This window comes from Actinoplanes oblitus, from assembly GCF_030252345.1.
GTDB classification, from domain to species: Bacteria; Actinomycetota; Actinomycetes; order Mycobacteriales; family Micromonosporaceae; genus Actinoplanes; species Actinoplanes oblitus.
The window spans coordinates 5960320-5985517 of record NZ_CP126980.1 but is presented as its reverse complement, the minus strand read 5'-3'; the positions used below and the strand labels follow the sequence as shown (position 1 = coordinate 5985517).

Below are 25198 nucleotides of genomic sequence, written 5' to 3'. Positions count from 1 at the left end.
TGCGAGCCGCCATCAATGGGGGCCGGGGAAGGGTGCCGCCGCCCGGCGTCGCCGTGGGCCGCGGATGGCCGCGTCCAGGCCGAGCAGCAGGGCGGCTCGGGCGGCGTCCTTACGGAGCCCGACCAGGTCGATGTGGACGATCGCACCGAGCAGGCCGGCCGGCTGACAGCTGAGCACCCGCACCGGCACCAGGTGGCGCAGCAACCCGTTCGGATCCTTCGACCACGCCGCCTGCCACTCGGCGGCGCCGTACTGGGAGTCCTCCAGGTAGGCCGGGGACAGGATCGGCAGGACGCGGCGGCACTGTCGCAGCCCCTTGTCGATCAGGTGGATCCAGTTGGTGCCGGGTACGAAGTCGTCTTCCTGGTACAGCGCGCGGCAGGGCTGCCCGTCCTCGTTGACCACCTCTTTGATCAGGTCCACGATCCACCTCGCCCACTCCTGGTCGGGCTTGGTGAAGCTGATGAAGAAGTCGGGGCGAGCGTCGTTGTCACTGGGTGTGGTCTCGCACATACGCTCAGCATATTCTCGACGAGCCGGGACAGCCTGCTGCGAAGAGCGGAGCGACGACGCATGACCACGTTCGGCATCGATCTCGGAACGACCTACTCGTGCATCGCCCGGGTCGACGACACCGGCGTCCCCGTGATCATCCCGAACGAGGCCGGTGCGGAGATCACGCCGTCGGTCGTGCACTTCGTCTCACCGCACCGGGTCGTCGTCGGCGACGAGGCCAAGGACGCCGCGAAAAGGGACGCGGAGCGGGTGGTGTCCCTGATCAAGCGGCACATCGGGCAGTCCGGGACGGAACTGGAGATCGATGGGATCACGCACACGCCGGAGAGCATCTCGGCGCTGATCGTCCGGGCGCTGGCCCGGGGCGCGGCGGCGGCGACCGGGGAGACCGTGCGGGATGTGGTGATCACGGTGCCCGCCTACTTCGGGGTCGCCGAGCGGCGGGCCACCGAGCAGGCCGGTGAGATCGCCGGCCTCACCGTGGTGAACGTGGTGCCCGAGCCGGTGGCCGCCGCCCTGCATTACGGAGCGCTCAACGAGGGCGAGGATCAGACCATTCTGGTGTACGACCTCGGTGGCGGCACCTTCGACACCACGGTGATCCGGCTCAGCGGCGGCGACGTGACAGTGGTGTGCACCGACGGCGACCACCGGCTCGGCGGGGCCGACTGGGACGAGCGGATCGTGGCGCATCTGCGCGACTGCTTCGTCGCCGAGCACCCGGACTCCGGCGCCGGCGACAGCGAGGAGTTCCTGCAGGAGGTGACGCTGGTCGCCGAGAAGGTGAAGAAGGCGCTCTCGGTACGCACGTCGTACCGGCAGACGCTGCGCTTCGAGGGGCGTACCGCGGCGGTGGACGTGTCGCGGGAGACGTTCGAGGCCCTCACCGCCGACCTGCTGGACCAGACCGTGGACATCACCGGCCGGGCGCTCGCGGTCGCCGACCGAGCCGGTGCGGGCACCCCGGACAGCGTGTTGCTGGTGGGCGGGTCGACGTACATGCCCGCCGTGGCGCGGGCGTTGCGGGAGCGATTCGGTTTCGACCCGCGGCTGCACGACCCGCATCTGGCGGTGGCCAAGGGCGCGGCCATGTTCGCGCTGCGGGAGTCGATCCGGATCCGGCTGGCCCACGAGCGGGACGAGCCGGGCGACGCCGCGATCCGGAAGGTCGCCCGTACCGTCGGGGTCTCCGAGACGGCGGTGCGGACCTGGAAGGACCGGGAGATCGTCAACGTCGTCCCGCGCGCGTTCGGGGTGGGCGTGGTGGCTCGCGACACCGAACCCGAGGAGGGCAAGCGCGAGGTCAGCCACCTGCTGCTGCCCAACGACCCGCTGCCGGCCGCACCGACCAAGCAGTTCTACACCCCGCTGAGCAACCAGACGTCGATCCGGATCAGCATCTGGGAGCAGGCCGGGCCGACGGTGTCGCACGAGCTGGATTCCAATCGGCAGATCGGCGAGGGCCGCATCGAGCGGCTCCCGCCCCTGCCGAAGAACTCACCGATCGACATCACCTTCGCCCTCGACGAGGTCGGCCTGCTCACGGTCTCCGCCGTCGAACTGGTCACGGGCAAGGCGATGGAGCACGTCAAGGTGCAGATCGGCGGCCTGGACGACAAACGGGTCGACGAGCTGCGGGCCGCCGTCGCCCGCCTGTCATGAGCGGTGGGAGCGCCGGGTCATCCGGTGCGGGCCGACGGCGAACGGGACCCCGGCGGCGGGGGAGTGCCGGGTACCCATCGTGCGCAGCACCTCGTTCACCGAGGGCCCGACGTGCGCGCGCGGGGTGCCGGTGAATCCGCGCTCCCCGTCGGCGGCTCGCAACCGGCGTACCCATTGCAGGTCCCGCCACTGCGACTCGACGCCGGTGAGGGTGGCGCTGGCGAGTACGCCGTCGAGCAGTTCGGTGGCCGCTGCCAGCTCCCGCTCCTGACGCATCCGCGCGGCGTGGCGAGCCGAGGCGGCGAGCCAGGTCCGGCCCTGGTCGCGATCGCCGGAGGCCAGCAGGGCCCGGCCGAGATCCCGCTCGTCGTGCACGGCCGCCAGCGGATCGTTGATCAGCCCGGCGATCCGGTGTGCCTCGCGGAGCTGGGTGATCGCGGCTGCCGGTGCACCGTGGGCACGCAGCGCGTGGGCGAGCGCCCGCCGGCAGCCGGCGACCAGCGATCCGGGTTCGGGCTCCACCGTCTCCGCGTCGGCCAGGGCCGCTTCCAGCAGCGCGAATCCGGACCGGTCGCCGGTCGTGCACAGCTCCTCGCCGGTCGCGATCAGCGCGGCGATCCGCAGGGGCGAGGGCAGCAGCGTCTCGGTGGGGGCCGCGCAGCGCAGAGCCAGGTGTGCCGCCTGCTCCATGTCACCGATCTCGATCAGCGCCCGCCAGAGATGCAGCCGGCACCAGGCCACGGCCTCCGGTATGGCGTAGCGTCCGAAGATCCGCAGGGCTGCCGTCAGGTCCTCGGCCGCCTCGGTCCACTGCCCACGCTGGACGCGGTCCCGGCCGCGCCGCCGGTGCGTCTCGGCGACCAGTCCGGGATGGGTCCGCTCGTCGAGCAGGGCCAGCGCGTGCGCGTAGTGTCGCTCCGCCGCGCCGAACCGGCTCCGGTCGCCGGCCAGGGTCGCGCGGTGCAGCTGGCACGATACGGCCAGCGGCCGGTGCCCCCCGGTGGTGGCGACCCGTTCGGCCACGGCGAGCGCCTCGTCGGCGGCGTCCCGGTCGCCGTTCTCCCAGGCCAGCATGCCGAGCGCGACCCGCCCGAGCGCTTCCGCCCGGCTGTTGCCCGACTCGTGTGAGCGGGCGACCGCCCGGTGGAACCAGTCCGCCGCGGCCCCGGCGTTCCCGGCCCCGGCGTCCAGGCTGCCCAGGCGCAGCGCCGCACTGGTCCAGACGGCCAGGTCCTGGCACTCGTCGGCGGCGGTGACGGCCGCCTGGAACGCGGCGCGCGCCTGGTCGGCCCGGCCCGCGAGCTCGGCCAGCTCGCCGCGGTAGAGCCGGCCCGCGGCGAGCAGCGGGAGACTGCCGAGCCGGCGGGCGATCCGGTCGGCCTCGGCGAAGTGCGCCTCGGCGACCCCGGTCGCGTCGTCCGGATGGCGGTCACCCGTGACCCGGGCGAGCTGCTGCTCGGCGACGGCCTGCAACAGCGGGTCGTCGAGCTGGTCGGCGAGCTCGGCCAGTTCCCGGTAGGCCGTGGTGGCCTCCTCGTGCCGGCCCACCTGGAACAGCACGTCGCCGAGCAGGCGATGGCACTGGGCGAGCAGCAGGCGGTCCCCGGTTCCGGCCGCCGCGTCCTGCGCGTGCCGCAGGAACGTCAGCGCCATCAGCGGCATGCCGTGCAGCAGCTCGACCGTGCCGGTCTGCAGCGCCGAGGTCGCGATGAGCCGCCTGAGGTCCGCGGCGTACCCGGCGCTCTCGTGCGTGCGGAACTCGTGCTCGTCGGCGAGCGTGAGGTCGCCGAAAGCGCGGGCCAGCTGGCCGAGCTCACGTTCCCCGCCGGCCGGCCCGGTGCGTTCGCGGAGCTCCCTCGCGATCTGGTAGGCGCCGATGCTCCAGCGCCAGGCCTCGCCGTCCTCCCTGGCCAGATCCATGGCGCCGCGCAGCTGGTAGCAGGAGGCGAGCACGGCCAGTGCCGCGCTCGTCGCCTGCGCGCCGCAGCACCCGATCGCCTTCTGGTAGTACTCCACCGCCGCGGCGCGATCGCCGCTCAGCTGGGCGAGCGAGCCGAGCTCCCGGAAGCTGGTGGCCTCCGCCAGCAGATCCCCGCTCGCGGCCGCCAGTTCGCGGCAGCGCCGATGATGCGTCTCGGCCTCCGGGTACCGGCCCTGCCGCATCGCGATGACACCGAGCTGGTGGGTGAAGTACCAGATCTCCGGATGGTCGGGGGCGAGCCGTTCGAGCCGTGCGACCGTCTCGGCGCAGACGATCTCCTCCTGGCGGAACGCGCCGGCCTCGTGCAGGATCACGCACCACTGCGAGGCGACCGAGAGCAGCTGATCGAGGTCGTCGACGGCGGTGCAGTGGTGGCGGGCCTCCTCGAGGTCGTGGTGGTCGTACCCGGGGTCCCGCGCGTTCAGCGCGGCCCACCACCGGTGATAGGCGGCGGCTCGCCGGTGCGCGTGCCGGGTCTCGTCCGGCTCGCGTCCGGCCAGCGACCCCGCCGTCCAGCGGTGCACCATCCACCGCCGCACACCGTCGCGGCCGGGCACCGGGGTGAGCAGGCCGAGGCGGACGAGTTCGTCGCGTGCCGGGTCGAGCCAGGGCACCTCCGGTGGGCGGGTGCCGGCGGCCAGATCGCGGTGCAGCTGGTCGCGCCCGGGCAGGGCGACATCGGCGAGCGTGGCGTCGGCATCGACGGCGCGGAGCTCGATCAGGGCGTCGTACCAGCGGCGCAGCCGGGCGGACCGGTCCGGGTCGGGAGCGGCCGGCTCGGCCACCGCCCACAGCAGGCCGGTCCGGTCGACCGGGCGGCGGTACACCGCGGCGGCCAGCAGCAGCTCCCGAGCCCGTGGGGCACTGTCCCGCAGCTGGTCGAGCAGCCGGTCGAGCAGGACCTCGGCGGAGATCCCGGCGACCGTCGCGGCCAGCGCGGTGTCGACGGACTTCCCGGCCTCACCCATCCAGCGCTCCGGATCGGCGATGCCGCGACCGCGCAGGTTCGTCTCCATCCGGTCGGCGACGTCGTCGAAGCGTTTACCGTCGGATCGGGCGCCGGTCGGCTGCCCGGTGGCCGGCCGGCCGGCCTGCAGGAGACCGTTGAGGTACTCCAGGGCCCGGGGGTGGCCGCCCAGATCCTGGTAGGCGCGGTCCTGGTCGGGCGGGGACAGGGCGTGGACGCCGGGCAGCCGCCAGATCAGCTTGCCGGTCTCGGCCCGGGACAGCGGGCCCAGCTGCCAGGTGAGCAGCCGGCGGTCGGCGAAGCCCAGCGCGTCGGCCCGCCGGGCGGTGACCAGCAGCCGGGCACCGCACTCCAGCCGCAGCCACCGGCGCAGGAAGTCGCGCAGGTCGGTGTCGAGCGCGGCCTCCGGATCGGCACCGTCCAGCGGATCACCGAGCGGATCGTCGAGCAGCAGCAGCACCGTCAGGTGCCGGGCGGTCAACTCGTCGGTCAGCAGGTCGAGCCGGTCGATCCAGTCGTCCTCGGTGTCGGTCAGCCGGCCCCGCAGGGCTCGGCCCTCGGCGTCCGGCAGCCGGGAGCGCAGCTGGAAGGCCACGGCCCGGAGGATCCGCTCCGCGGTGTGCGGCGCCCGCGGCGCGACCAGCAGCGGGTCGCCGGCGTCGGCCAGCATGCCGGCGAGTTGCCCGGCCAGCGTGCTCTTGCCGATACCGCCGATGCCGTGGATCAGGACGCCGCTGTGGCTGCCGCCCGGGCGCAGCGCACGGAGCAGGCCCCGTAGGTCGGTACGACGACCGACGAAGTCACCGCGGTCCGGCTCCGGGTGGCCGGCGGCGGCGCCGGCCGGTAGCCGGGGGTCGTACAGCGTGCTGTCGCGGACCCGGGTGAACACGGCCGGGGCGTGCCACTCGGGCAACCGGGCCAGCGGATCCCCCGCGGGCCGCCCGGGCCGCTCCTGCTCGATGGCGCGCCGCAGGTCGGCGAGGACCGTCAGCGGCGAGACCGGTGCGGTCGCCGCGGCCAGCCGGCCGTACGCGCGGGCGAGCAGCTCGGTCGCGTAGTGATCGGTGACCGGCGCCGTCATCGCCAGGACGGTGGGCACGCCGTAGGACAGCAGCGCCTGTGCGAATCCGGACAGGCCGGTGGCCTGTTTCACGGCGGAGCAACCGGCCAGCACGATCAGCGGAACCAGGCCGTCCGGTGGCAGCACCTCATCGGCGAAACGCGCGGCGTCCATCCGGTCGGTGGCACCGTCGGCGGTCTCGAGCAGCAGCACCCCGGGTTCGGCGGGGCAGGACAGGTGCAGGATGTGGAACCGCTCGCCGTCTTGCAGCGCGGCCCTGATCGCCCTGGCGGATCCCCAGTTGAGGACCCGGACCCGAGCGCCACCACCGGCCCGGGCCGACTGCACCCGGCGCAGGATCATGCCGAGTTCGTGCTCGTGGTCGACCAGTTCGTGACCCTCGGCGTCGGGCCCGGCGACGACGGCGAGGATCCGCAGCGGGCCGGGAATGTCGGGACGGGTGGTGGCGCCCAGGTCGGTGAACCGCCGCAGGCGTACCACCGGCTGCATGGCGAGGATCGTCCCGGTGCCCGGCAGGCTCAGGCACTCCCAGTGCAGCGCGTGCAACCCGGGGTGCCGCGGATCGATCTCCAGGCTGACCGTCAGGGATCTGTTCAGCCGGACGGCGGTGTCGAGCAGCCCGGCGAGCGTGGTGCCGACCGGGCCGGGCAGGAAGGTGCGGCCCAGCCCGTCGCCCAGCCGGGCCAGCGCGGCACTCGCGCCGCGTGCGGTCCGCTGTGCGCGCGTGACGTCCCAGCCGAGCTGCTCCAGCGCGGGCTGCGGACCGGGATGTTCCGCGACGGTCTCGGCGCCGTCGGGTGCGATGAGGACGGTGCGCCGCTCGGTGATCCGCAGCCGGACGGTGACCGGGCCCTCGGCGACGATGCCGAAGTCCGGGGCGGCGAAGCCGCGCCGGACGACGGGTGCGGCGCGCAGCGCGCGGAGCAGCGCGTCCACCCGTTCGTCGAAGTCCGGCCTGCTGTCCGCTCCGGAGAAGGTCACCGGCAGGTAGGCGCTGAGCAGGGGAGGGGTGGCGGCGCGCTCGCGCAGCACGGGCACCAGCTGGATCCGGCCGCGGTCCGCCATCTCCAGCAGAGCCGGGTACTCGCCGGCCAGGTCGGCCGCGCCCACCACGATCACCGCGCTGCGGCAGCCGTGCAGGCCCTGATCGATCCGGTTGACCCGTACGTTGCCCGGGACCACGTCCCACTGCTGCAGGAAGACCGGCGCGCCGCGGCTCTCCAGGGCGTGGGCCAGCAGCGCGGTCCAGTCCGCGTCGGCCGGACCGTGGGCCACGTACACCTCGGCTGCATCGGACATCGCACCCGCCCATCCGCGTACGGAGCCGTCGGCAACGAGCCTAGAGCCAATATTGTCCGATCTCCATATCAGGGATGGTCGTTGGTAGCTCTCCGGGATATTGTGACAGCGTTCAGTGATCTCCCCTGGTCAACCCCTGTTCATTTTGGTGGAATCCCGGTCCGGTTTAGTGGAACAAGGCGGGAGCGCGTGCATGGCGGTCTTCGGAATCGATCTCGGAACCACGTACTCGTGCATCGCTCAGGTGGACGACAGCGGTCGTCCCGTCGTGATCAAGAATGCGATCGGCGAGGACACCACGCCCTCGGTGGTCTTCTTCGAGACCGAGGGCAACGTGGTGGTCGGCCGGGAGGCGAAGAACTCCGCCAAGCTCAGCCCGGACCTGGTCGTCTCGCTGATCAAGCGCCGGATGGGTGAGGACGTCGAGCTGGAGTTCCACGGTCAGCGGCACACGCCGGTCACGGTCTCCGCGCTCATCCTGCGCGAGCTGGCCCGTGCCGCCGAGGAGTCGGTGCACCTGCCGGTGCGGGACGTGGTCATCACCGTCCCCGCCTACTTCGGCATCAGGGAGCGGGAGGCGACCCGGGCCGCGGGCGTGGCCGCCGGCCTCACCGTGCTCAACGTGGTACCGGAACCGGTGGCCGCCGCGCTGCACTACGAGGTGATGGGCGGCACCGATCAGGAACGCAACATCCTCGTCTACGACCTGGGCGGCGGCACGTTCGACACCACGGTCATCCGGATCTCCGGCTCGGAGATCCGGGTGGTGTGCACCGACGGCGACCACCACCTCGGCGGCGCGGACTGGGACGAGCGGATCACCACCCTGCTGGTGAACCGGTTCCTCGCCGAGCACCCGGACAGCGATGCCGCCGACAGCGAGGAGTTCTTGCAGGAGGTGGCGACCGGCGCCGAGGAGGTCAAACGCGCCCTGAGCAGTCTGCGGAAGCGTCCGTTCACACTGCGCTGGGACGGCGAGTCGGCCCGCGTCGAGGTGACCCGGGAGGAGTTCGAGGAGGCCACCGCGCATCTGCTGGACCGGACGGCCGAGATCACCCGGCGCACCGTCGAGGCGGCCAAGGCCAAGGGCGTCGACGACTTCGACGCGGTCCTGCTGGTCGGCGGTTCGACCCGGATGCCCGCCGTGCAGGAGATGTTGCGCCGCCGGTTCGGCTTCGAGCCGCTGCTGCACGATCCGGACCTGGCGGTCGCCAAGGGCGCGGCCCTCTACGCCCTGATCGAGTCGGTCAAGGTTCAGCTGCCGGACGAGGACGACGACGGGCTGGAGCAGGTGGCAGCCGAGCTGGGCATCGCCGCGGAGAGCGTGAAGGCGGTGGTCGGCAAGCGGGTCACCGCGGTCGTCCCCCGCGCGTTCGGCGTCAAGGTGCTCTCCGAGGGCCATCCGGAGGCCGACGGCGAGGGCTTCATCGTCGACCACCTCCTGCACGCCAACGCGGCGCTGCCGGCCGCGCCGCCCACCCAGACGTACGGCACGGCCTTCGCCGACATGGTCACCATCGAGCTGGAGATCTGGGAGCAGGCCGGGGCCACCGAGTCGTCCCGCCTCGCCGACAACGCGAAGATCGGCGCCGGCCGGATCGACAATCTGCCACCGCTGCCGATGAACTCCCCGGTACGGGTGACGTTCACCATGGACGAGATGGGCACGCTCCGGATGCACGGCGTGGAGGGAGTGACCCGGCAGGAGGTCTCCGTCGAGCTGGCCATCGCCGGTCTGAGCAGCGAGCAACTCGACGACGCGCGGACCGCCGTCGCGAAGTACGACGTGAGCGCCTGAGAGCCGACGCGGCCGTGCCGACCGACTGGGAGAAGGACTACAAGGCCACCGTGCTCGTCCCGGCCCGGGAAGCCGGCAACGTGCTGCCGGAGGACCTCTTCGTCCGCTACGGCATCAACGGCGCCCACCGGGACGGCGAGCGCTTCGACGCGCGGGTCGCCGAGACGGTCCGGTACTGGAAGAAGCTCTCGATCAGCACCAAGCTCTTCAAGGGACTCGCCGACGCCCTGCTCGCGGCGCACGCCACGCTGGCCCGGGAGGAGGCGCTCAACCACGCGGAGTTCACCCGGCGCCGCGCCGCGGTACGCGCCGGGGCGGCGGAACGGCTGGACGCGTGGATCGCCACGGTGGCCGCCGGCATTCCGTACGTCACCCGCGCCGCGGTGGCGCACCTGGCCGACCTGACGGGTGGCCTGTTCACCGAGGACGAGGTGCGAGCGAAACTCCGCGAGGCGGGAGTCCGGCCGATCGACCCGGACTGGGACGTACCGGCCGCGCCGCCGGTCGGCAACGCCGTCGCGCTCGCCACCGACCTGCGCCTGCTCGGCTACCGGATCTCGCCGCAGGTGGTGTTCGGCGCGGAGCGGGTGGCTGCCGGCTTTCGGCTCAAGGACGGCTTCCGGCTCGACGGCGATGGCAGCCGGCTCACCCCGGACCGGATCGAGGAGGCCAAGGCGGCGGTCGCCCGGCGCGCCCGTGACTCCCGGCAGACCGCCGAGACGAACGTTCTCACCATCCTGCTCACCGCGGCCGAGGGCGGAACCGTGGACCGGTTGGTGCGCTGGGAGGCGGCGCAGATCGTCCACGCGGCCCTGGCGAAAGGCATGCCGGCCCAGCTCGCCGCGGACCTCGCGGCCGGGTTCGGCCTGGACCGCACCGAGGCGCTCGAGCTGACCGTCACCCTGCTGGCCGGGGGAGCGCCGGCCGCACCGGTCACCGCCGACGAGAACGCCCCGATCGTGGCGGCCCTGGCGGCTCGGCGGCTCCGGGAGGCGCAGGTCCTGCTGGCCGGCCTGGGCGAGGACACGATCGAGCCGGACCTGCGTGACCGGGTGCGACGGCTGGCCGCCGAGGTCGCCCGGGAGGTCGCCGACGCCGACACCGCCGAGCGCGACGGCCGTACCGAACTGGCCGCCGAGCGGCTGACCCGGGCGCTCGCGCTGGCCCAGGACGACACCGACCTGGCGGCGCGGCTCGGCCGGATCGCACCGCCACCGCCGGGCCTCCCGCGGATCGCCGCCGGCGACGCCCAGGTCACCGTGCGGTGGACCGCGAGCCCGGCGACCGTCGGGGAGATCCGCTACCGGGTGCTCCGCAACGCCGGCCGGGCGGCGGTCGGCCCGGACGACGGCGACCTGGTGGCGGAGACCGCTGCCGACACCGCGACCGACCCGGCGCCACCGGTCGCCGAAGAGCTCACGTACGCCGTCTTCGCCATCCGCGGGACAGCCGTCTCGGCCGGCGCCGTCGCGCCCCCGCTGACCCTGCTGCCACCGGTCACCGGGCTCCACCTGGCCGCCGACGGGGTCCGGGTCACCGGGAGCTGGACGGTCCCGCCGGGCGTCGTGGACGTGATCGTGACCCGGGCGCAGGCCGGCACCGGCGATCGGGAGCTCCGGATCCCCGCCCGGCCGGGTGCGCTCACCGGCTTCGCCGACGACGAGGTGGTGCTCGGCGCGGCGTACGACTATCGGGTCGTGCCGGTCTATCTGAGCCGGGCCGGGGTGCGTCACGAGGGACCGGGCACGGCCGGGCACGTCGTCGTCGAACGCCCCCCGGCGCCGGTCACCGATCTGACCGCGGAGATCCTGCCCGCGGCGGATCGGCAGCGGCTGCGGCTGTGCTGGACCGTCCCGGACGGCGGCCGTGTCGAGATCCGCAGCGCCGGTACCGCACCGCCGTGGCCGTCCGGCACCGACGTACCGGAATCCGCTCTCGACGGGTACGGCGACACCGTGCCGGTGGTCCCCCGGACCGGCCCCGACGGCCGGGCCGAGGCGACGATCGCGGCCTCGCAGGGTCGCGTCGTGCTGACGGCCGTGACCCGCGGCCAGGGGCGGGCGGTACTCGGCAGCACCGTGTCGCTCGAGCTGTCCGCCATGCTCACCGGGCTTGTGGTCCGCCGCCGGTGGGACACCGTGCGGGTCAACTGGCTCTGGCCGGAGGGCGTCCAGGAGGCCGTCCTGCGGTGGAGCACCGCCACCTCCGGCGACGAGCTGATCTGCAACCGCCGCGAGGTCCAGGACGACGGCGGGGTACGCCTGCAGGTCGGGCCGCAAGCGGTCACCGTGGCGGTGTACGGCCTGGTGCGACAGCGTCACCGCCAGTTCCGTTCGCCACCGGTGGTCGCGGAGGTGCCGGCCCGGGTGCCCCGGGTCACCTGGTGGCTGGACGTCACCGGCCTGCCGGGTTTCCGGCGCACTCTGCTCCGGCTGCGCGCCGACCAGTTCTGCGAGGCGCCGGAGCTGATCCTGGTGGCGGGCGCCCCGGACGGCTCGGCCGGTGCCGAACTGGTCCGGCTCCCGGCTCGGCGGCTGCCGGCGGACCGGGTCGTCGAGGTTGACGTGAGCCGGAGCGTGGCACCCGATCGAGCCGGCGTGACGACCTGCGTGCCGGCCGACCCGGAGACGGCCGGCCTGCTGCTGATCAACGGTGGGAGGTGAGCGGCGGCCATGCGGACTCCGTACTGCCCGTACTGCTATCACGAGCTGCCCGCGCAGTCGGTCATGTATCGCTGCTCCGGCCGGATCGGCCGTGGCGGCCAGCGATGCGAGACAGCGATCGATCCACTGCTGGCCGCGTACACCGGCGACACCACGCCCAAGTTCCCCGCGTTCAGCGCCCGGGGGCGCCGGCGGGGCCATCCGGCCTGCCCGCAGTGCGGCGAGGTGAGCTTCCAGCGGATCTGCGGGCGTTGCCACAACGAGTTGCCGGCCCTCTTCGGCGAGGCGGACACCCGGCTGATCGCGCTGGTCGGCGCGAAGGAGAGCGGCAAGACCGTCTACATGACCGTGCTGCTGCACGAGCTGCAGAACCGGGTCGGCGAGCAGTTCGGGCTGTCCGTGATGGGCGCGGACGATCACACCAAGGACATGTTCCAGGAGGAGTACGAGAAACGGCTCTACGACCAGGGCGTACTGGTGGAGGCGACCGCCCCGGCCCGCGCCGACCTCAACCGCCGACCGTTCGTCTTCGGCATCTCCCTCACCCAGCGCAAGTGGGGCGTCGAGCGGCTCGATCGCAGCCTGTTCTCGTTCTTCGACACGGCCGGCGAGGATCTGCGGACCAAGGAGAGCGTCGAGCGCAACGTCCGCTACCTCACCGCGGCCGACGGCATCGTGCTCATGCTCGATCCGCTGCAGATGCGCGCCGCGCGGTCACTGGCCGAGCCGGGCGCGCAGCTGCCGACCGAGCCCCGGGCACCGGACAACCCGGCCAACGTCCTAGCGCGGATCACCGAGCTGCTGCACGGGGCGTTGCGGACCGGGCGCCGCGGGCTGATCGGCAAACCGATCGCTGTCGTGTTCTCCAAACTGGACGCGCTCGACGGCACCCTGCCGGAGGACAGCGTGCTGCTCCGCGACAGCCCGGACCGGGAGCCGCTCTTCGACGAGGCGGACAGCGCGGCGGTCGACCGGGAGGTCCGCGGCCTGCTGGCGCACTGGCACGGCAGCGGCATGGAGACGGTGCTGGCCCGCAACTACGAGACCTTCCGGTTCTTCGGCGTCACCGCGCTGGGCAGCAGCCCGGTCCGCGACGACAAGGGCACCCGGGTCTCCGGCTACGGCGTCCAGTCGCGCCGGGTGCAGGACCCGTTCCTCTGGCTGCTCCAGCAGTTCGGCACGATCTCCAAGAAGAAGGCCCAGGAGCGGTGATGGCGTTCGGGCAGCTGTACTACACCTCGTGCCTGACCGGGTTGGCCGGGGCACCCGGCTTCCAGTACAACGCGGTCAGTCCCGGTGTCACCGCGGAGGTGATGCGCGACGCCGAGGCGCTGACCACGTACCGGCCGCCGCGGGGGATCACCCTGCTGTCCGACGCGGAGGCGGTCCGGAGCGCACCCCGCAACCTCTGCTTCCGGCCGGGACCGCCGGCGCTGATCGCCAACGTGGTCTACACCGGCGTGGACTACTCGCGGCGCCCCGGCAACTTCTTCGCGCACACCCTGGTCACCGGCGACCTCCGGGCCGACCTCGGCGGGTTGCTGCCGATCGACCTGTGGCGCGCGCCGTGCTGGACGGCCACCCCGGCCGGCACCACGCGGCTCGCCGCGTTGCCGGCGCCACCGGCGGCCGGCCCGCTCGACGACGACGCCCTGCACCGGTTCCTCGCCGGCCGCTCCGGGCGCCAACGCCTGCTGCCCGCGCTGATCGCCGCGGCCGCCGACGCGGTGCACCACGAGCAGCGCAAACTGGTGATCGTCGCACCGGACTCCGACGACGTGGCCGGCTGGCTCGGGCTGCTCAGCCGCCTGCTGCCGCCGGCCACGGCGTACCGGATGTCGTTCGCGACCTACCAGCAGGACGTCCGGTACAGCACGGTCCACGTCGTGGGCACCTCCAGCGACGAGGTGGTGGGCTCCGACGTCTCGGCACACCACGTCTTCGACAGCGACGAGGAACGGATGAGCGACGTCCCGGTCCCGCGGCTCGCCGTGCTGCTCGGCGAGCTCGGCATCGTCTCCGCGCGGCGGGCCTGGGGCCAGGCCGAGCAGTTGGCCACCGGCGCCGAGGAGTCCCTCGACGACTGGCTGCCGGTGTTCGCGGCGGCGCTGCTGGCGTACTCGCCGGAGGCCTCCGCCGCGACCGGGTTCGGTGACGAGGTCGCGCCCTGGCTCGCCGAGCACGCCGCTCGCCTCGACCCCCGGCCGGTCGAACGGATCGCCGACCGGGTGCTGGCCGCATTGGCCGCCACCGCCGGCGACGACGCCGTGACCAGCCTCGGATTCCTGGCCCGCGCCGCTGACCAAGCCGACCTGCCGGGACTGCTGGAGCGCGTGGAGTCAGCCATCGTCGAGGGATTCCTCGCGCGGGTCCGGGACGCCGCGGCCTCGCCCGCGGCGCCGGCCGTCCCGATCCGGACCGCATCGGCTCGCCGGTATGCGGAGACGGCGCTCGCCGCGTCGCTGCCGGGCCTCCCGGCGCCCGCGGCGCTCGCCGCACTGCGATGGGCCGGCTCCGCCGGCATCCGGCTGCCGGGCGAGGTGCTCTTCCGAGCCGGCCGCCAGATCGGCCCGGCCCTGTTGACCGCGGGCGACGACCCGGCCGTGGACCAGGTGCTGAGCACCGCTCCACGGGTACGCGCCGGCGTCGTCGCCTACCTCGACGAGGTGGGCCTGGCCGAGCTCGATCGGATGGTCACCGCGTTCGGCGCCGGCCTCGCCGACCGGTTGCGGCCGGAACTCGACGACAGCGGCCCGGCCGTCCAGCAGGCCCTCGCCGTGGTGGCGGTGCGCACCGGACGCCTGGACCCGGTCGCTGCGCTGCGCTCCGCCGGCGCCGGCATCGACGAGCGTCTGCTGGCGATGCTGCTGCCCACCGGCCCCTGGCCGGCCGGGCTCGCCCTGCGGATCCTGTCGGTGCTCGGCGACCGGGCGCTGGTGCCGCCGGTGCTGGACGAACTGGAACAGACCGTGCTGGCCTGGCCCGCCACCGCCGAGCTGACCGACTACGCCGACCTCTGCCTGCGGCTCTCCGGCACCCGGGTGAGCCGGCCGGCGGAGCTGCGGATCGGCCTGGTGGCGGACGCCGACGAGTGGCCCGGACGCCTCCGCGGCGCCCGCGGCGCCCAGCGCGCGGCGGTGCGCGCCGACCTGCGCGAGTGGTTCGGCCGCCTCAACGAGGCGGAACGGGAGCTGGCCGACGCGTTGCTGCTGATCAAGGTCGGCGACAGGTCGGTCGTGGCACGTGCCGAGCTGATCATCGTGCGGCCCGCGTTGCGCCGCGCCTATTGCGCCGGGCTCGCCGAGTCGCTCCGCAAGGACCGGGGTGACCTCGCGGCCGCGGCGACCGCGCTGCGAACCCTGGACCAGTTGGCCAGGCTGAGGCCGTCCCCGCAGGTCGGTGACGCCTCGATCGAGCTCGACCGGGTGCTGCGGCGCACCCTCGGGCGGTGGGATGCCCGCCAGCAGCAGCGGCTCGTGCAGATGCTCGCGGCCAACGGCAAGAGTGAGCCGAGCGGGTTCGCCCGGCACTGGTTCCAGCAGGCACCGCCACGGTTGCTGGACCGCCTGCTGCGGCGCCGGCCGCAGGCGCCCGACCCGTCCGGATCGCGAAGGCGGTCGTTCTGATGTCCTCGCCGATGGGCCGCAAACGGCCGCATCAGTACTACACCTACATCACCACGCAGGACGACCCGAACTACTGGTGGATCGCCGGCTGGATCCTGGCCTTCCCGTTCGTGGTGGTCATCAACGCGGTGTGGCAGGCCGGGACGGCAGCCGTCGCCTACACCTCCGGAGTCACCGCCGGCCTGGGCTTCGGCGCGAACCCCGAGCCGCTGCCGGCCCGCCGCCCGGTCGAGGGACTCGGCGAGCCGGCGTACACGCAGTACCTGTTCGGGCAGGCCTGGCGCGACGTGACACACACGGTCGCGGTCGCCCTGCGCAACCAGCAGGACGCGATCAAGGTGGAGTTCGGTCGCGTGGCCAAACTGCATTTCCACACCCCGCAGGACGAGAGCGCGGCCGGCCGCCGCAACGTGATCAAGGGGATGGCGCTGGTCGCCGGCGGGGCACTCGGGTTCCTCGTCGCCGACCTGCTCGTGGTGGTGACTCTCCTGGCCCAGGCGGCGCTGATGGGCCTGCTGTGGGTGGGCGGCATCGTGGTCATCTACACGCTGCGCGGCGCCGACTCGGCGCTGCTGCTGATCCGCGGCATCCGGATCACCTGCCCGCATTGCTACTGCCACGTGCCGTACCCGGGCTACCGGTGCTCGGAATGTCCGGCCCTGCATCGCGACATCCGCCCCGGACGGTTCGGCATGCTGCACCGGATCTGCCGGTGCGGCATGCGGCTGCCGACCCTGCTGATGCTCGGCAGCCACCGGCTCCAGGCCGTCTGCCCGTCGTGCGATCAGGACCTGGAGGAGTCGGCGGGCCACGCGCCGGAGGTGGTCCTGCCGGTATTCGGGGCGACCGTGGCCGGCAAGACCCAGTTGCTGGCGGCGGTGACGCTCGCCGCCGAAGCCGTGCTGTCCCGTTCCGGCGGCACGGTGGAGGCGTCCGACGAGTACGCCCGTGCCTGGTACCGGCAGGTCCACGACATCCGCAAGCGCGGGACCAGGGTGACCAAGACCCCGGTGACGCCGCAACCGGGGATCGCCTTGACGCTGAGAACGGCGTCGGCGACCCGGCACCTCAAGATGTTCGACGCGGCCGGCGAGCGGTTCCGGAGCACGAACCGGGTCCAGGAGTTGGCCTACCTGCGCCGGCGGGAGGACCGGCCGGTGATCGTGTTCGTCGTCGACCCCCTGTCGATACCGAAGCTGTGGGAGTCCCTCGGCGAGGAGCAGCGTCGTGCACTGGAGCCGATGCGGGCGGCCACCTCACCGATGTCGGTCTTCGAGGGCACCGTGCCGGCGCTGCACGGCATGCGCGCCGAGACGGAGAAGGCCCGCGTCGCCGTGGTGGTGACCAAGGCGGACCTCATCGAGGAGCAGATCAAGGCGGCGCGGGTCGGAGCCAACGACTCCATCCGCGACTGGCTGGCCGGCCCGCTGGAACAGGGCAACCTGGTGCGCGCGATCGGCCACGAGTTCCACAGCGCCCGCTACTTCCTCACCGACGCGCGCCTGGACCAGCCCGCGGTGTCGCCGAGCGTCGAGACGTTCGTGAAATGGCTGCTCGCCGAACGGAAGGTGCGGCTGTGAACGACGTGTACCGGCGCTGGCGACTCGCCCTCCTCGTGGTCTGGGCCCTGCTCGGCCTGCTGGTCGTCCTGTTCGCCGGCTTCCTGGTGTATCGCAGGTTCTGAGCCGGGCTAGCTACCGCGGACCGTGGTGAGGTCGCCGAGACCGGAAACGGTCAGCAGCGGCGCCAGCAGCGGACCGGTGACCACCTCGATCCGCCCGGCGTGCTGGAAGAGCGTGGCGAGACCGGCGCTGTCCAGGTACTCCACCGCCGTGAGATCGACCAGCACCGGCCGGCCGTCGTCGGTGACCGCCTCGCCGAGCGCCGCCGCGAACGTCTCCGCGTTGCTCATGTCGATCTCCCCGACCGCCGTGAGCACGAGTGCACCGGCAGCGTCCTGGCCCGTGGTCAGCGTGAGCGCGGTGGTCATGACGCGATCCTCGTCTGCATGTCGATGATGGTCCCGGCGGCTCCGGTGGTGATGGTGACCTCACCCATGAATGCCCGCATCAGCATGATGCCGCGCCCGCGGTGCGGACTGTCGTCCGGTTGGGGGAGCCGCCAGCGGCCGGTGTCCGTGACGATCAGCCGCAGCGCGTCGGCGGTCGCCGCGGCACGCAACCTGATCAGTCCACCGGCCAGGTCGCGGTGCCCGTGCTCGATCGCGTTGGCGCACGCCTCGCCGGCCGCCACCAGGACGTTCTGCGCTGTCACCCCGTCCACCCCGCAGCGGTCCAGCCAGCCGCGCAGCGCCGTGCGGATCGAGGCGAGCCGGGACGACTCGGCCGGGAACTCGATCTCCAACGGGCCGGGCTGGCGGTAGAGCAGCAGCGCCACGTCGTCGTCGAAGCCACCGGCCGGGGCGAGGCGTTCCATCACCTCGGTGGCCAGATCCTCGATCGGGGTACGCCGCCCCAGCTGGACCGCCTCGGCCGCCCGCTCGATCCCGGTGGTCAGCGGCTGCCGGCGGCGTTCCACCAGGCCGTCGGTGTAGAGCAGCAGCGTGGTCCGCGGCGGCAGATCGTATTCGGCCTCGTGCCGGGGCTGGTCCGGACGGATCGCGATCGGCCGGGACCGGCCCTGGTCGAGCAGGTGGATGGTGCCGTCGGCGAGCGCCACGATCGGTGGCGGGTGCGCGGCGGCCGAGTAGCGCAGGTGACCGCTGGCCGGGTCGAGCACGCCGCAGAACACTGTGGCGCAACTGGCCCCGGGCAGCAGAGCGGCGAACCGGTCGAGCGCGGTGAGGGTCTGCGCCGGGCTGCCGTTCTGCAGCAGCAGGGCACGGCAGGCGGAGCGTAGCTGGCCCATCACGGTGGCCGCCTGCAGGCCGTGCCCGACGCAGTCGCCGACCACGAGACCGATCCGGCCGTCCGGCAGCGGGATGGTGTCGTACCAGTCGCCGCCCACCTTGAGCGGGCGGGTGGCCGGCTCGTAGCGGACCGCGAACCCGGCCGGCAGCTGGGCCGGGCCGAGGATGGCACGTTGCAGCGCCAGGGCGGTCTCCCGCTGCTGGTCGATCTGGTGCACCCGGCGCAGCCCCTGGGCCAGGTGCCCGGCGAGCAGCGCGAGCAGCGTCTGGTCCTGCTCGGTGAACGGCCGGCGCCGGCTCAGCTGGACCCAGACGACCATCGTGCCCCGCGGGTGCTCCAGGGTGATCCCGGCACCCGAGTTGTCCTCGGTGACCGGGGTGAGCAGCGGCTTGTCCTTCAGGTTCAGCAGCCGGTCCTGCGGCAGGCCGGCCCAGGTCAGGTCCGGGTCGGTGCTGGTCACGGTGGGTTCGTCGGCCTCACCGAAGACCGCGGCCAGCACGTACGACGCCTGCCACAGTTCCCGCAGCTGGTCGAGCGCCCCGGTCACCGCGTCGGTCAGGTGGTCCGCCGCGGAGAGCCGCACGCTCAGCGACGCCAGGGCGGTCTCCCGCTGAATCGCGTAGTGCTCGTCGGTGACGTCACGGAAGGTCCCGACGATCACCCCGCGCCCGCTCTCCGGGTCGCGCACGTGGTTGAACGCGGCCGCCACCCACAGGGTGTGACCGTCCCGGTGCCGTACCGGGATGGTGTAGTCGCCGTGGCGCTGTTGCAGGAGCAGCTCGAACGACTCCTGGACCTGCGCGTACGCGTCCGCGTCGGTGACCGGGTCGGGCCACCACGGATGCACCGGGGCGTAGGGCAGACCCTCCGGGCCGAAGCCGAGCTTGTCGGTGAAGGCGGTGTTGATCTCGATGACCGCCCCGTCCTCGTCGCAGACGAAGAACGCCTCCTGCAACGAGTCGACGAGCGCGGTCCGCCACCGGGAGTGGTGGTTGCGCAGCCGGGCCAGTTCGATGTTGGCGCGCACCCGGGCCAGCAGCTCGGCCGCCGAGAACGGCTTGAACAGGTAGTCGTCGGCGCCGGCCTCGAGACCCTCGATGGACGCCTCCTCGCCGGCCCGGGCGGAGAGCAGCAGTACCGGGACGCCCGCCGTACGGCTCTCCGCGCGCAGCGCCGTGACCAGCTCCAGGCCGCCCATCCGGGGCATCATCACGTCGCTGACCACCAGGTCCGGCGCCTCGGCGCGGATCGCGTCGAGGGCGGCCCGGCCGTCGGCGACGGCGGTGACCCGGTGGCCCGCCGAGCGCAGCAGCCGGCCCAGGTAGTCCCGCATGTCGGCGTTGTCGTCGGCCACCACGACGTCGGCCGCGGCACCGCCGGCCCCGCTCGGGACGGGTGCCTCCAGGGGCGGGTCGCCGGGCAGCCAGCGGTTCGCCTCCTGCAGGAACGGCTCGGCGGTGGCCGAGACAGCGGTCGCCGCGCCGGGCTCCACCACCGCGCCGGAGCCGAACGGCAGCCGCACGGTGAACGTGGTGCCCTTGTCCGGCGTGCTGTCCGCGGTGATCGTGCCGTCGTGCAGGCTGACCAGCTCCTTGACCAGGGCCAGCCCGATGCCGCTGCCCTCGTGCGAGCGGGACCGGGCGTTGTCGATGCGGTGGAAGCGCTCGAACAGCCTGGGCATCTCCTCCGGCGCCACCCCGATGCCGGTGTCGGCGACGGTGATCACCGCCCGGTGGTCCGCCGAGGCGCGCACGGTGATCCGGATGGCACCCTCGAAGGTGAACTTCAGCGCGTTGCTGAGCAGGTTGAGGACCACCTTCTCCCACATGCCCCGGTCGACCAGCACCGGCTCGGGCAGCGGCGGGCAGTCCACCTCGAAGATCAGGCCGGCCCGCTCGATCGCCGAGCGGAAGACACTGGCCAGCTCGGCGGTGGTGGCGGACAGGTCGACCGCCTCGAAGTGCGCCCGCATCCGGCCGGCTTCCAGGCGGGAGAAGTCGAGCAGCGCGTTGACCAGCTTGCCGAGCCGCAGCCCGTTGCGGTGCATCACGTCCAGCTCGTCGAGGATCTGCTGGTCGGCGCCGGCAAGCCGGCTCCGCAGCTCGTCCAGCGGCCCCATGATCAGGGTGAGCGGGGTGCGGAACTCGTGGCTGATGTTGGAGAAGAACGTGGTCTTCGCCCGGTCCAGCTCGGCCAGCTCCTCGGCGCGCCGCTGCTGCGCCTGGTAACTGCGGGCACCGGCGATCCCGGCGGCCACGTGACCGGCGGCCAGCTCGACGAAACCCCGGTAGGCGTCGTCGGCCGGGCGGTAGCGGTTCAGGGCGGCGACGAAGAAGCCGTACGGCGCGTCGCCCTGCCGCACCAACGGCACCAGCAGCGCCTGCCGGGGCGGGTCGGCCCAGTCGCCGGCCGGCAGGTCCGGGTGATCGAGGGTGAGCAGGCCCGGCTCCGGTGCCGCCTGGCCGATCGCGAGCGCCGCCGGGTGGTCCGCCGCGATGCCGGACACCGAGCGCAGCTGCGGGCGGCCGTCCTCGTCGTACAGGTAGGTCAGGGTGAACGGCAGGTCGCGCAGGTTCCGCTCCAGCTGCTGGCTGGCGAAAGCCAGGGTCTCGTGCTCGGTGCGGATCACGCTCGGGTCCGAGCCGAGGTCACGCAACGTCGCCATCCGCCGCTCGGCGATCACCCGGTCGGTGTCCTCGCTGACCACGCAGAGGAAACCGGCCAGCACGCCGTCGTCGTCGTGCAGCGGGCTGTAGGAGAAGGTGTGGTAGCTCTCCTCCGGGTAGCCGGAGCGCTCCAGGAACAGCAGCAGGCTGGCATCCCAGGTGGCGTGGCCGGTGTCCAGCACGTTCTGGATGCGCGGGCCGATGTCGCCCCAGATCTCCGCCCACACCTGGCTGGCCGGCCGGCCCAGCGCCCACGGGTACTTGCGGCCCAGCGTGTCCCGGCGATAGGCGGCGTTGCAGAAGAAAGTCAGCTCGGGACCCCACGCCATCCACATCGGGAACCGCGACGACAGCAGAATGCTGACAGCGGTCCGCAGGCTCTGCGGCCACTCGTCAGGTGCTCCGACCGGGGTGCGGGCCCAATCGACCGCGGCGAGATCCCGTCCGACTTCGGCGTCCGCGGCGAAGACGTCGCTCACCTCTGCTGTCTCCCCCTACCCGTCGTGCCGCGGGCGACCCGTCGTGGGGACACCACGACATCCCGTTCCGCGATCACCCTGGCCTCGATCCGGTCCATCGCACGGGTGACCGCTTCCGGCGTGATCACGTGAGCCCGTGCCGCTGCATGGCGTCCTCATACCCCCGCCGGCGGCCGGCCGAACCGTGCGGCGCGCCACCGTCGACGTGCGCGACCGCGCACGGACCGATCCTATCGATGTGGCGTCCGCGACGTTCCGCCGCTGGGCATCACCGAACCCGACCCGTCCGGCAGCTCGCGGACCGCTGCCGGTCCGGCTCGGTGCGATTTCCGGTACGCCATGAGCAGCCGCCCCGCACGGCGGGGTGCCGATCCGGTTCCGCGACCACCGCGGGTGGCACCGGACCGGCACCGAGGGCATCGTGAGAACCGGCATGCCCGACACCGGGGACATCGTCGAACCCGTCGACGTGCCCGACTGATCAGGTCAGGAGATCGGCTCCTCGAGGACGTAGCGCTTGCTCAGCCCGCCGCCGAAGTCGACCTCGACCTCCCGGCGCGCCACCAGCACCGCGTTGTCGCCGCGGACCGCGTAACCGACCTCCGACGACTCCGGCACCGGGCGGACCGCGCTCGGCACCCGTCCGCTCGACGCGGCCCGGCGCAGCCGTCGCTGCAGCGCCGCGCCGAACAGCTCCTCGACGTCCCGGCCGGTGCCGCCGGGCGGGGCGGCCGGTGCGTCGCGCAGGTCGGCGACCGGCCGGGTGGAGTCGACGACGCCCGTCACGGTGCGTTCGTTGTCCACCCGCACCTGCAGCCGGCCCCGGTCCGGGCTGACCACCGGGGTCCCGTCGATCAACTGGACGAAGCCCACCGAACGCTCCCGGATCCGCGGCGCGACCTGCTCGGACGCGGAGCCGCCGGCGTGCCTGTCGTAACGGATGTGGTCGACCGCCAGGTCGGCGTGCTCGGCGAGCCGGTACTGCTCGATGGCCCGGCGAGCCACCGCCACCGCCTCGTCGTCGGTGAGCTCCCGGTCGGTGTCCGCCGGCGCGGCCAGGGTGATCTCCCGGGCGCCGTTGGCGCCGAGCACCACCTTGGCCGAGCCGCCGAACCGGTCGGTCCAGGCGGCGGCCAGGTCGTGCGCCCCGGCCGGCCCCAGCTTCGCCGACCTGGTGCCGGTCGGCACGTCCAGGGTGCGGGCGCGCAGCGTGGTCATGTCGTACCAGCGCCACCACCACCAGGACGTGTTCGCCCGGCCGGCGTCGAACAGGCGCTCGTTGAACAGCCGGTCGGTGGCCTCGGCCTGGGTCGCGCCGCACGCGGTCACGGCCGGCTCCTGGTGGTGGCTGATCCGCCAGGAGGCGTCCAGGAACGCGGTGCTGAACGACTTGTTGTTCTTGTTCCACTCCTCCCACAGGAACCGGCCGTAGTTGCCGTTGTCCACGCTGGTCGTCTCGTACCCGAAGATCATCCGCAGGCCGAGGTTCGCGGCCGACCAGGTGCGCATCGGGCTGTGCCCGGCCTTGACCCGCACCGACTCGCAGGTGGACCAGAAGACGTAGCGGGCGTACTCGTTGCCCAGCCGCATGTCGGTGGAGCTGGTCCAATGGTCGCCACCCCAGTCGTTGCCGACCGGGATGGAGAAGACGCCGTCGCTCGCCATCCCGCCGTGCCCGGAGTGGTAGACCACCTTCGCGGCGTCGAAACCGTAGTCGTCCTGCCAGTTGTCGTACGTCTCCTCGTAGATCCACTGCCCGACGTTGCCGTCCCGGTACCAGCCGTTCGGCGTGTTGAACTGCTTGACGTAGTCGTAGAAGCCCTGCGCGTCGTCGTGGGTGAGGCTCAGGTCGCCGATCCCGGGTGGGAAGTCCTCGATCGAGGTGAAGAAGTAGATGTCCTGCTGGGTGCCCTTGGCGGCGTCGTCGCTCCCGGCGTTCGGGTTCGCGCCGGACACCAGGCGGGCGTCAACGAGTTCGGTCATGGTCGCTCCTCTGTGCTGGTAGCTACCAGGTACGGAGCGGTTCCCCGCCCGGCAGATACCGGGCGGTCCTCGAATTGACACCTTCAGCGGACGGCTGCTCACGGCGTACCGTAAGCGGGTCTCCGGTCCTTCTCAATCGATCGTCAGCTGGGCGCCGGTGAGCGTGAGGTACCAGGGGGAGTCGGTGAAGCCGGGGCCGGTCTCCGGGCCGATGTAGGCGTCGATGTGGTGCGAGCCGCCCAGCCCCGGGGTGAACTCGTCGGTGATCTCCCAGGCCGCCGCGCGCAGGGCGGCGCAGATCGCGGCCGGTGGCGCCGAGCCGTCGTCCTGGCGGCCGCAGGCGCTGATGCCGAACCGGGTTCCGGGCGGCAGCACGTTCGGGTCGGCGGCCGCCGAGACGAACGGCGTCAGGCGGTCCCCGTCGGTGTCGCGCGGCGCCGAGTCCAACCAGAAGCCGACGTCATAGGACCAGTTCAGGTACTGCCCCGCGGTGGTCCGCCCGGTCCCCTCGTCCTTGACCGCCTGGACGAAGTCGGCCGGGAACGCGCCGAGCCGGGTGTTGCCGTGCGCGCATTCCAGCTCCGGGCAGCCGACGACCTCGGTCGGCTCGCCGGTGTGGAACCGCTCGACGGCCGTGTAGTAGACGGTGATCTCCCAGCCGGTGCTGACCCGGGTGCCCGGACTGACCGGTGTGCTCGCGGTCCGGCCTGGGACGGCCGTCGTCGCCGGTGGGGCCGGTGGGGCCGACGGGACCGGTGACGCGGCGCTCGTCGCCGGCGGGACGGGCGGCGGCGCCGTGCCGCAGCCGGCCAGCGCCGCGACGGCGAGAATCAGACAGGCCCGCATCCCGTCCAGCATGCCAAGCCCGCCGCGCCCGGACCGCCGGAACGGCCGATCACCGCCGGTGCGGTGTCACCCGCACGGCGGCCCAGGAGCAGGATGGACCGATGGATGCGGTGGCCCGGCTCGACCTGGTGATCTTCGACGCGGTGGACATCGACGCGGTCGGGGCCTTCTATGCCGGGCTGACCGGGTGGGACGTGGTGCGGCAGGACGCCGACCGGTTCGGGATCCGCGACCCGAGCGGGCAGGAGTTCGAGTTCCAGCGTGCCCCCGATCACGTGCAGCCGCGCTGGCCGGGGCAGGACCGGCCGCAGCAGTTCCACCTGGACCTGCGGCTGGGCGACCCGCGCGCGACGGCCGAGCGGGCGATCCGCCTCGGTGCCCGGTTGCTCGCCGACGTGCCGGGGGCGATCACCCTGGTGGACCCGGCCGGCCACCCGTTCGACCTGTGCGCCGCGGACACCACCGTCCCGTTCACGGTGACCGTCGACGCGCCCGACGCCGGGGCGCTGGCCAGCTTCTATGCCGGGCTGCTCGGTGAGGTGCCCGCCATCCTCCGGTTCCAGCAGGTCACCGGGTACCAGGCGCCGCGATGGCCGGACCCGGCGCATCCCCAGCAGGCTCACCTCGACCTGCTCACCACCGACCTGGCCGTCGCGCAGGCCCGGGCGATCGCTCTGGGCGCGCGCTCCCTCGACGCCGGCGCCGAGCACTTCAAGGTCTTCGCCGACCCGGCCGGCCACCCGTTCTGCCTCATCCACTAG

At 73.0% G+C, this 25198-nt stretch carries 13 protein-coding genes; 7 read left to right on the top strand and 6 right to left on the bottom strand.

Going from position 1 to position 25198, the window contains the following annotated elements; all coding sequences use genetic code 11:
• Positions 1-12: 12 nt before the first annotated feature.
• Positions 13-513, bottom strand: coding sequence for a toll/interleukin-1 receptor domain-containing protein (locus Actob_RS27035; protein WP_284914637.1), 501 nt, complete (start codon positions 511-513; stop codon positions 13-15).
• Positions 514-573: 60 nt separating this feature from the next.
• Here Actob_RS27035 and Actob_RS27030 point away from each other — a divergent pair, with 60 nt between their 5' ends.
• The gene (locus tag Actob_RS27030; RefSeq protein WP_284914636.1) at positions 574-2178 is read left to right on the top strand and encodes an Hsp70 family protein; all 1605 of its coding nucleotides are present in this window, start codon (positions 574-576) and stop codon (positions 2176-2178) included.
• On the opposite strand, the gene Actob_RS27025 is transcribed toward Actob_RS27030, so the two are convergent.
• The gene (locus tag Actob_RS27025) at positions 2173-7506 is read right to left on the bottom strand and encodes a tetratricopeptide repeat protein (protein ID WP_284914635.1); all 5334 of its coding nucleotides are present in this window, start codon (positions 7504-7506) and stop codon (positions 2173-2175) included. The two genes, Actob_RS27030 and Actob_RS27025, sit on opposite strands and share 6 nt — an antisense overlap.
• A gap of 193 nt (positions 7507-7699) precedes the next feature.
• On the opposite strand from Actob_RS27025, the gene Actob_RS27020 reads away from it, so the two are divergent.
• The 5 genes from Actob_RS27020 to Actob_RS27000 are packed head-to-tail and all read left to right on the top strand — an operon-like array spanning position 7700 to position 17173.
• A complete protein-coding gene (locus Actob_RS27020) occupies positions 7700-9304 on the top strand; it encodes an Hsp70 family protein (protein WP_284914634.1) in 1605 nt (534 codons plus the stop codon).
• A 14-nt stretch (positions 9305-9318) separates the two neighbouring features.
• Positions 9319-11967 carry a hypothetical protein gene (locus tag Actob_RS27015; RefSeq protein ID WP_284914633.1) on the top strand — a complete coding sequence of 883 codons (2649 nt, stop codon included), beginning with the start codon at positions 9319-9321 and terminating at the stop codon, positions 11965-11967.
• 9 nt (positions 11968-11976) lie between these two features.
• Positions 11977-13179 carry a TRAFAC clade GTPase domain-containing protein gene (locus Actob_RS27010; RefSeq protein ID WP_284914632.1) on the top strand — a complete coding sequence of 401 codons (1203 nt, stop codon included), beginning with the start codon at positions 11977-11979 and terminating at the stop codon, positions 13177-13179.
• A complete protein-coding gene (locus Actob_RS27005) occupies positions 13179-15593 on the top strand; it encodes a GTPase-associated protein 1-related protein (protein WP_284914631.1) in 2415 nt (804 codons plus the stop codon). The genes Actob_RS27010 and Actob_RS27005 overlap by 1 nt, the downstream gene beginning before the upstream one ends.
• Entirely contained in the window at positions 15593-17173 is a 1581-nt protein-coding gene (locus Actob_RS27000) for a TRAFAC clade GTPase domain-containing protein (protein ID WP_284914630.1), read from the top strand. Before Actob_RS27005 ends, Actob_RS27000 begins: the two co-directional genes overlap by 1 nt.
• Before the next feature lie 110 nt (positions 17174-17283).
• Here the strand turns inward: Actob_RS27000 and Actob_RS26995 are convergent, their stop codons facing one another.
• The 4 genes from Actob_RS26995 to Actob_RS26980 all read right to left on the bottom strand — a co-directional run bounded on the left by Actob_RS26995 (position 17284) and on the right by Actob_RS26980 (position 24437).
• Positions 17284-17583 (bottom strand): STAS domain-containing protein, encoded by a 300-nt coding sequence (locus Actob_RS26995; RefSeq protein ID WP_284914629.1) that lies wholly within the window; start codon positions 17581-17583, stop codon positions 17284-17286.
• Positions 17580-21608, bottom strand: coding sequence for a SpoIIE family protein phosphatase (locus Actob_RS26990; protein ID WP_284914628.1), 4029 nt, complete (start codon positions 21606-21608; stop codon positions 17580-17582). Before Actob_RS26990 ends, Actob_RS26995 begins: the two co-directional genes overlap by 4 nt.
• Before the next feature lie 486 nt (positions 21609-22094).
• The gene (locus tag Actob_RS26985) at positions 22095-23591 is read right to left on the bottom strand and encodes a hypothetical protein (RefSeq protein ID WP_284914627.1); all 1497 of its coding nucleotides are present in this window, start codon (positions 23589-23591) and stop codon (positions 22095-22097) included.
• A gap of 132 nt (positions 23592-23723) precedes the next feature.
• The gene (locus Actob_RS26980) at positions 23724-24437 is read right to left on the bottom strand and encodes an RlpA-like double-psi beta-barrel domain-containing protein (protein WP_284914626.1); all 714 of its coding nucleotides are present in this window, start codon (positions 24435-24437) and stop codon (positions 23724-23726) included.
• Positions 24438-24538: 101 nt separating this feature from the next.
• Between Actob_RS26980 and Actob_RS26975 the strand changes: the two genes are divergently transcribed.
• Positions 24539-25198, top strand: a complete 660-nt coding sequence (locus Actob_RS26975; protein WP_284914625.1) for a VOC family protein — start codon at positions 24539-24541, stop codon at positions 25196-25198.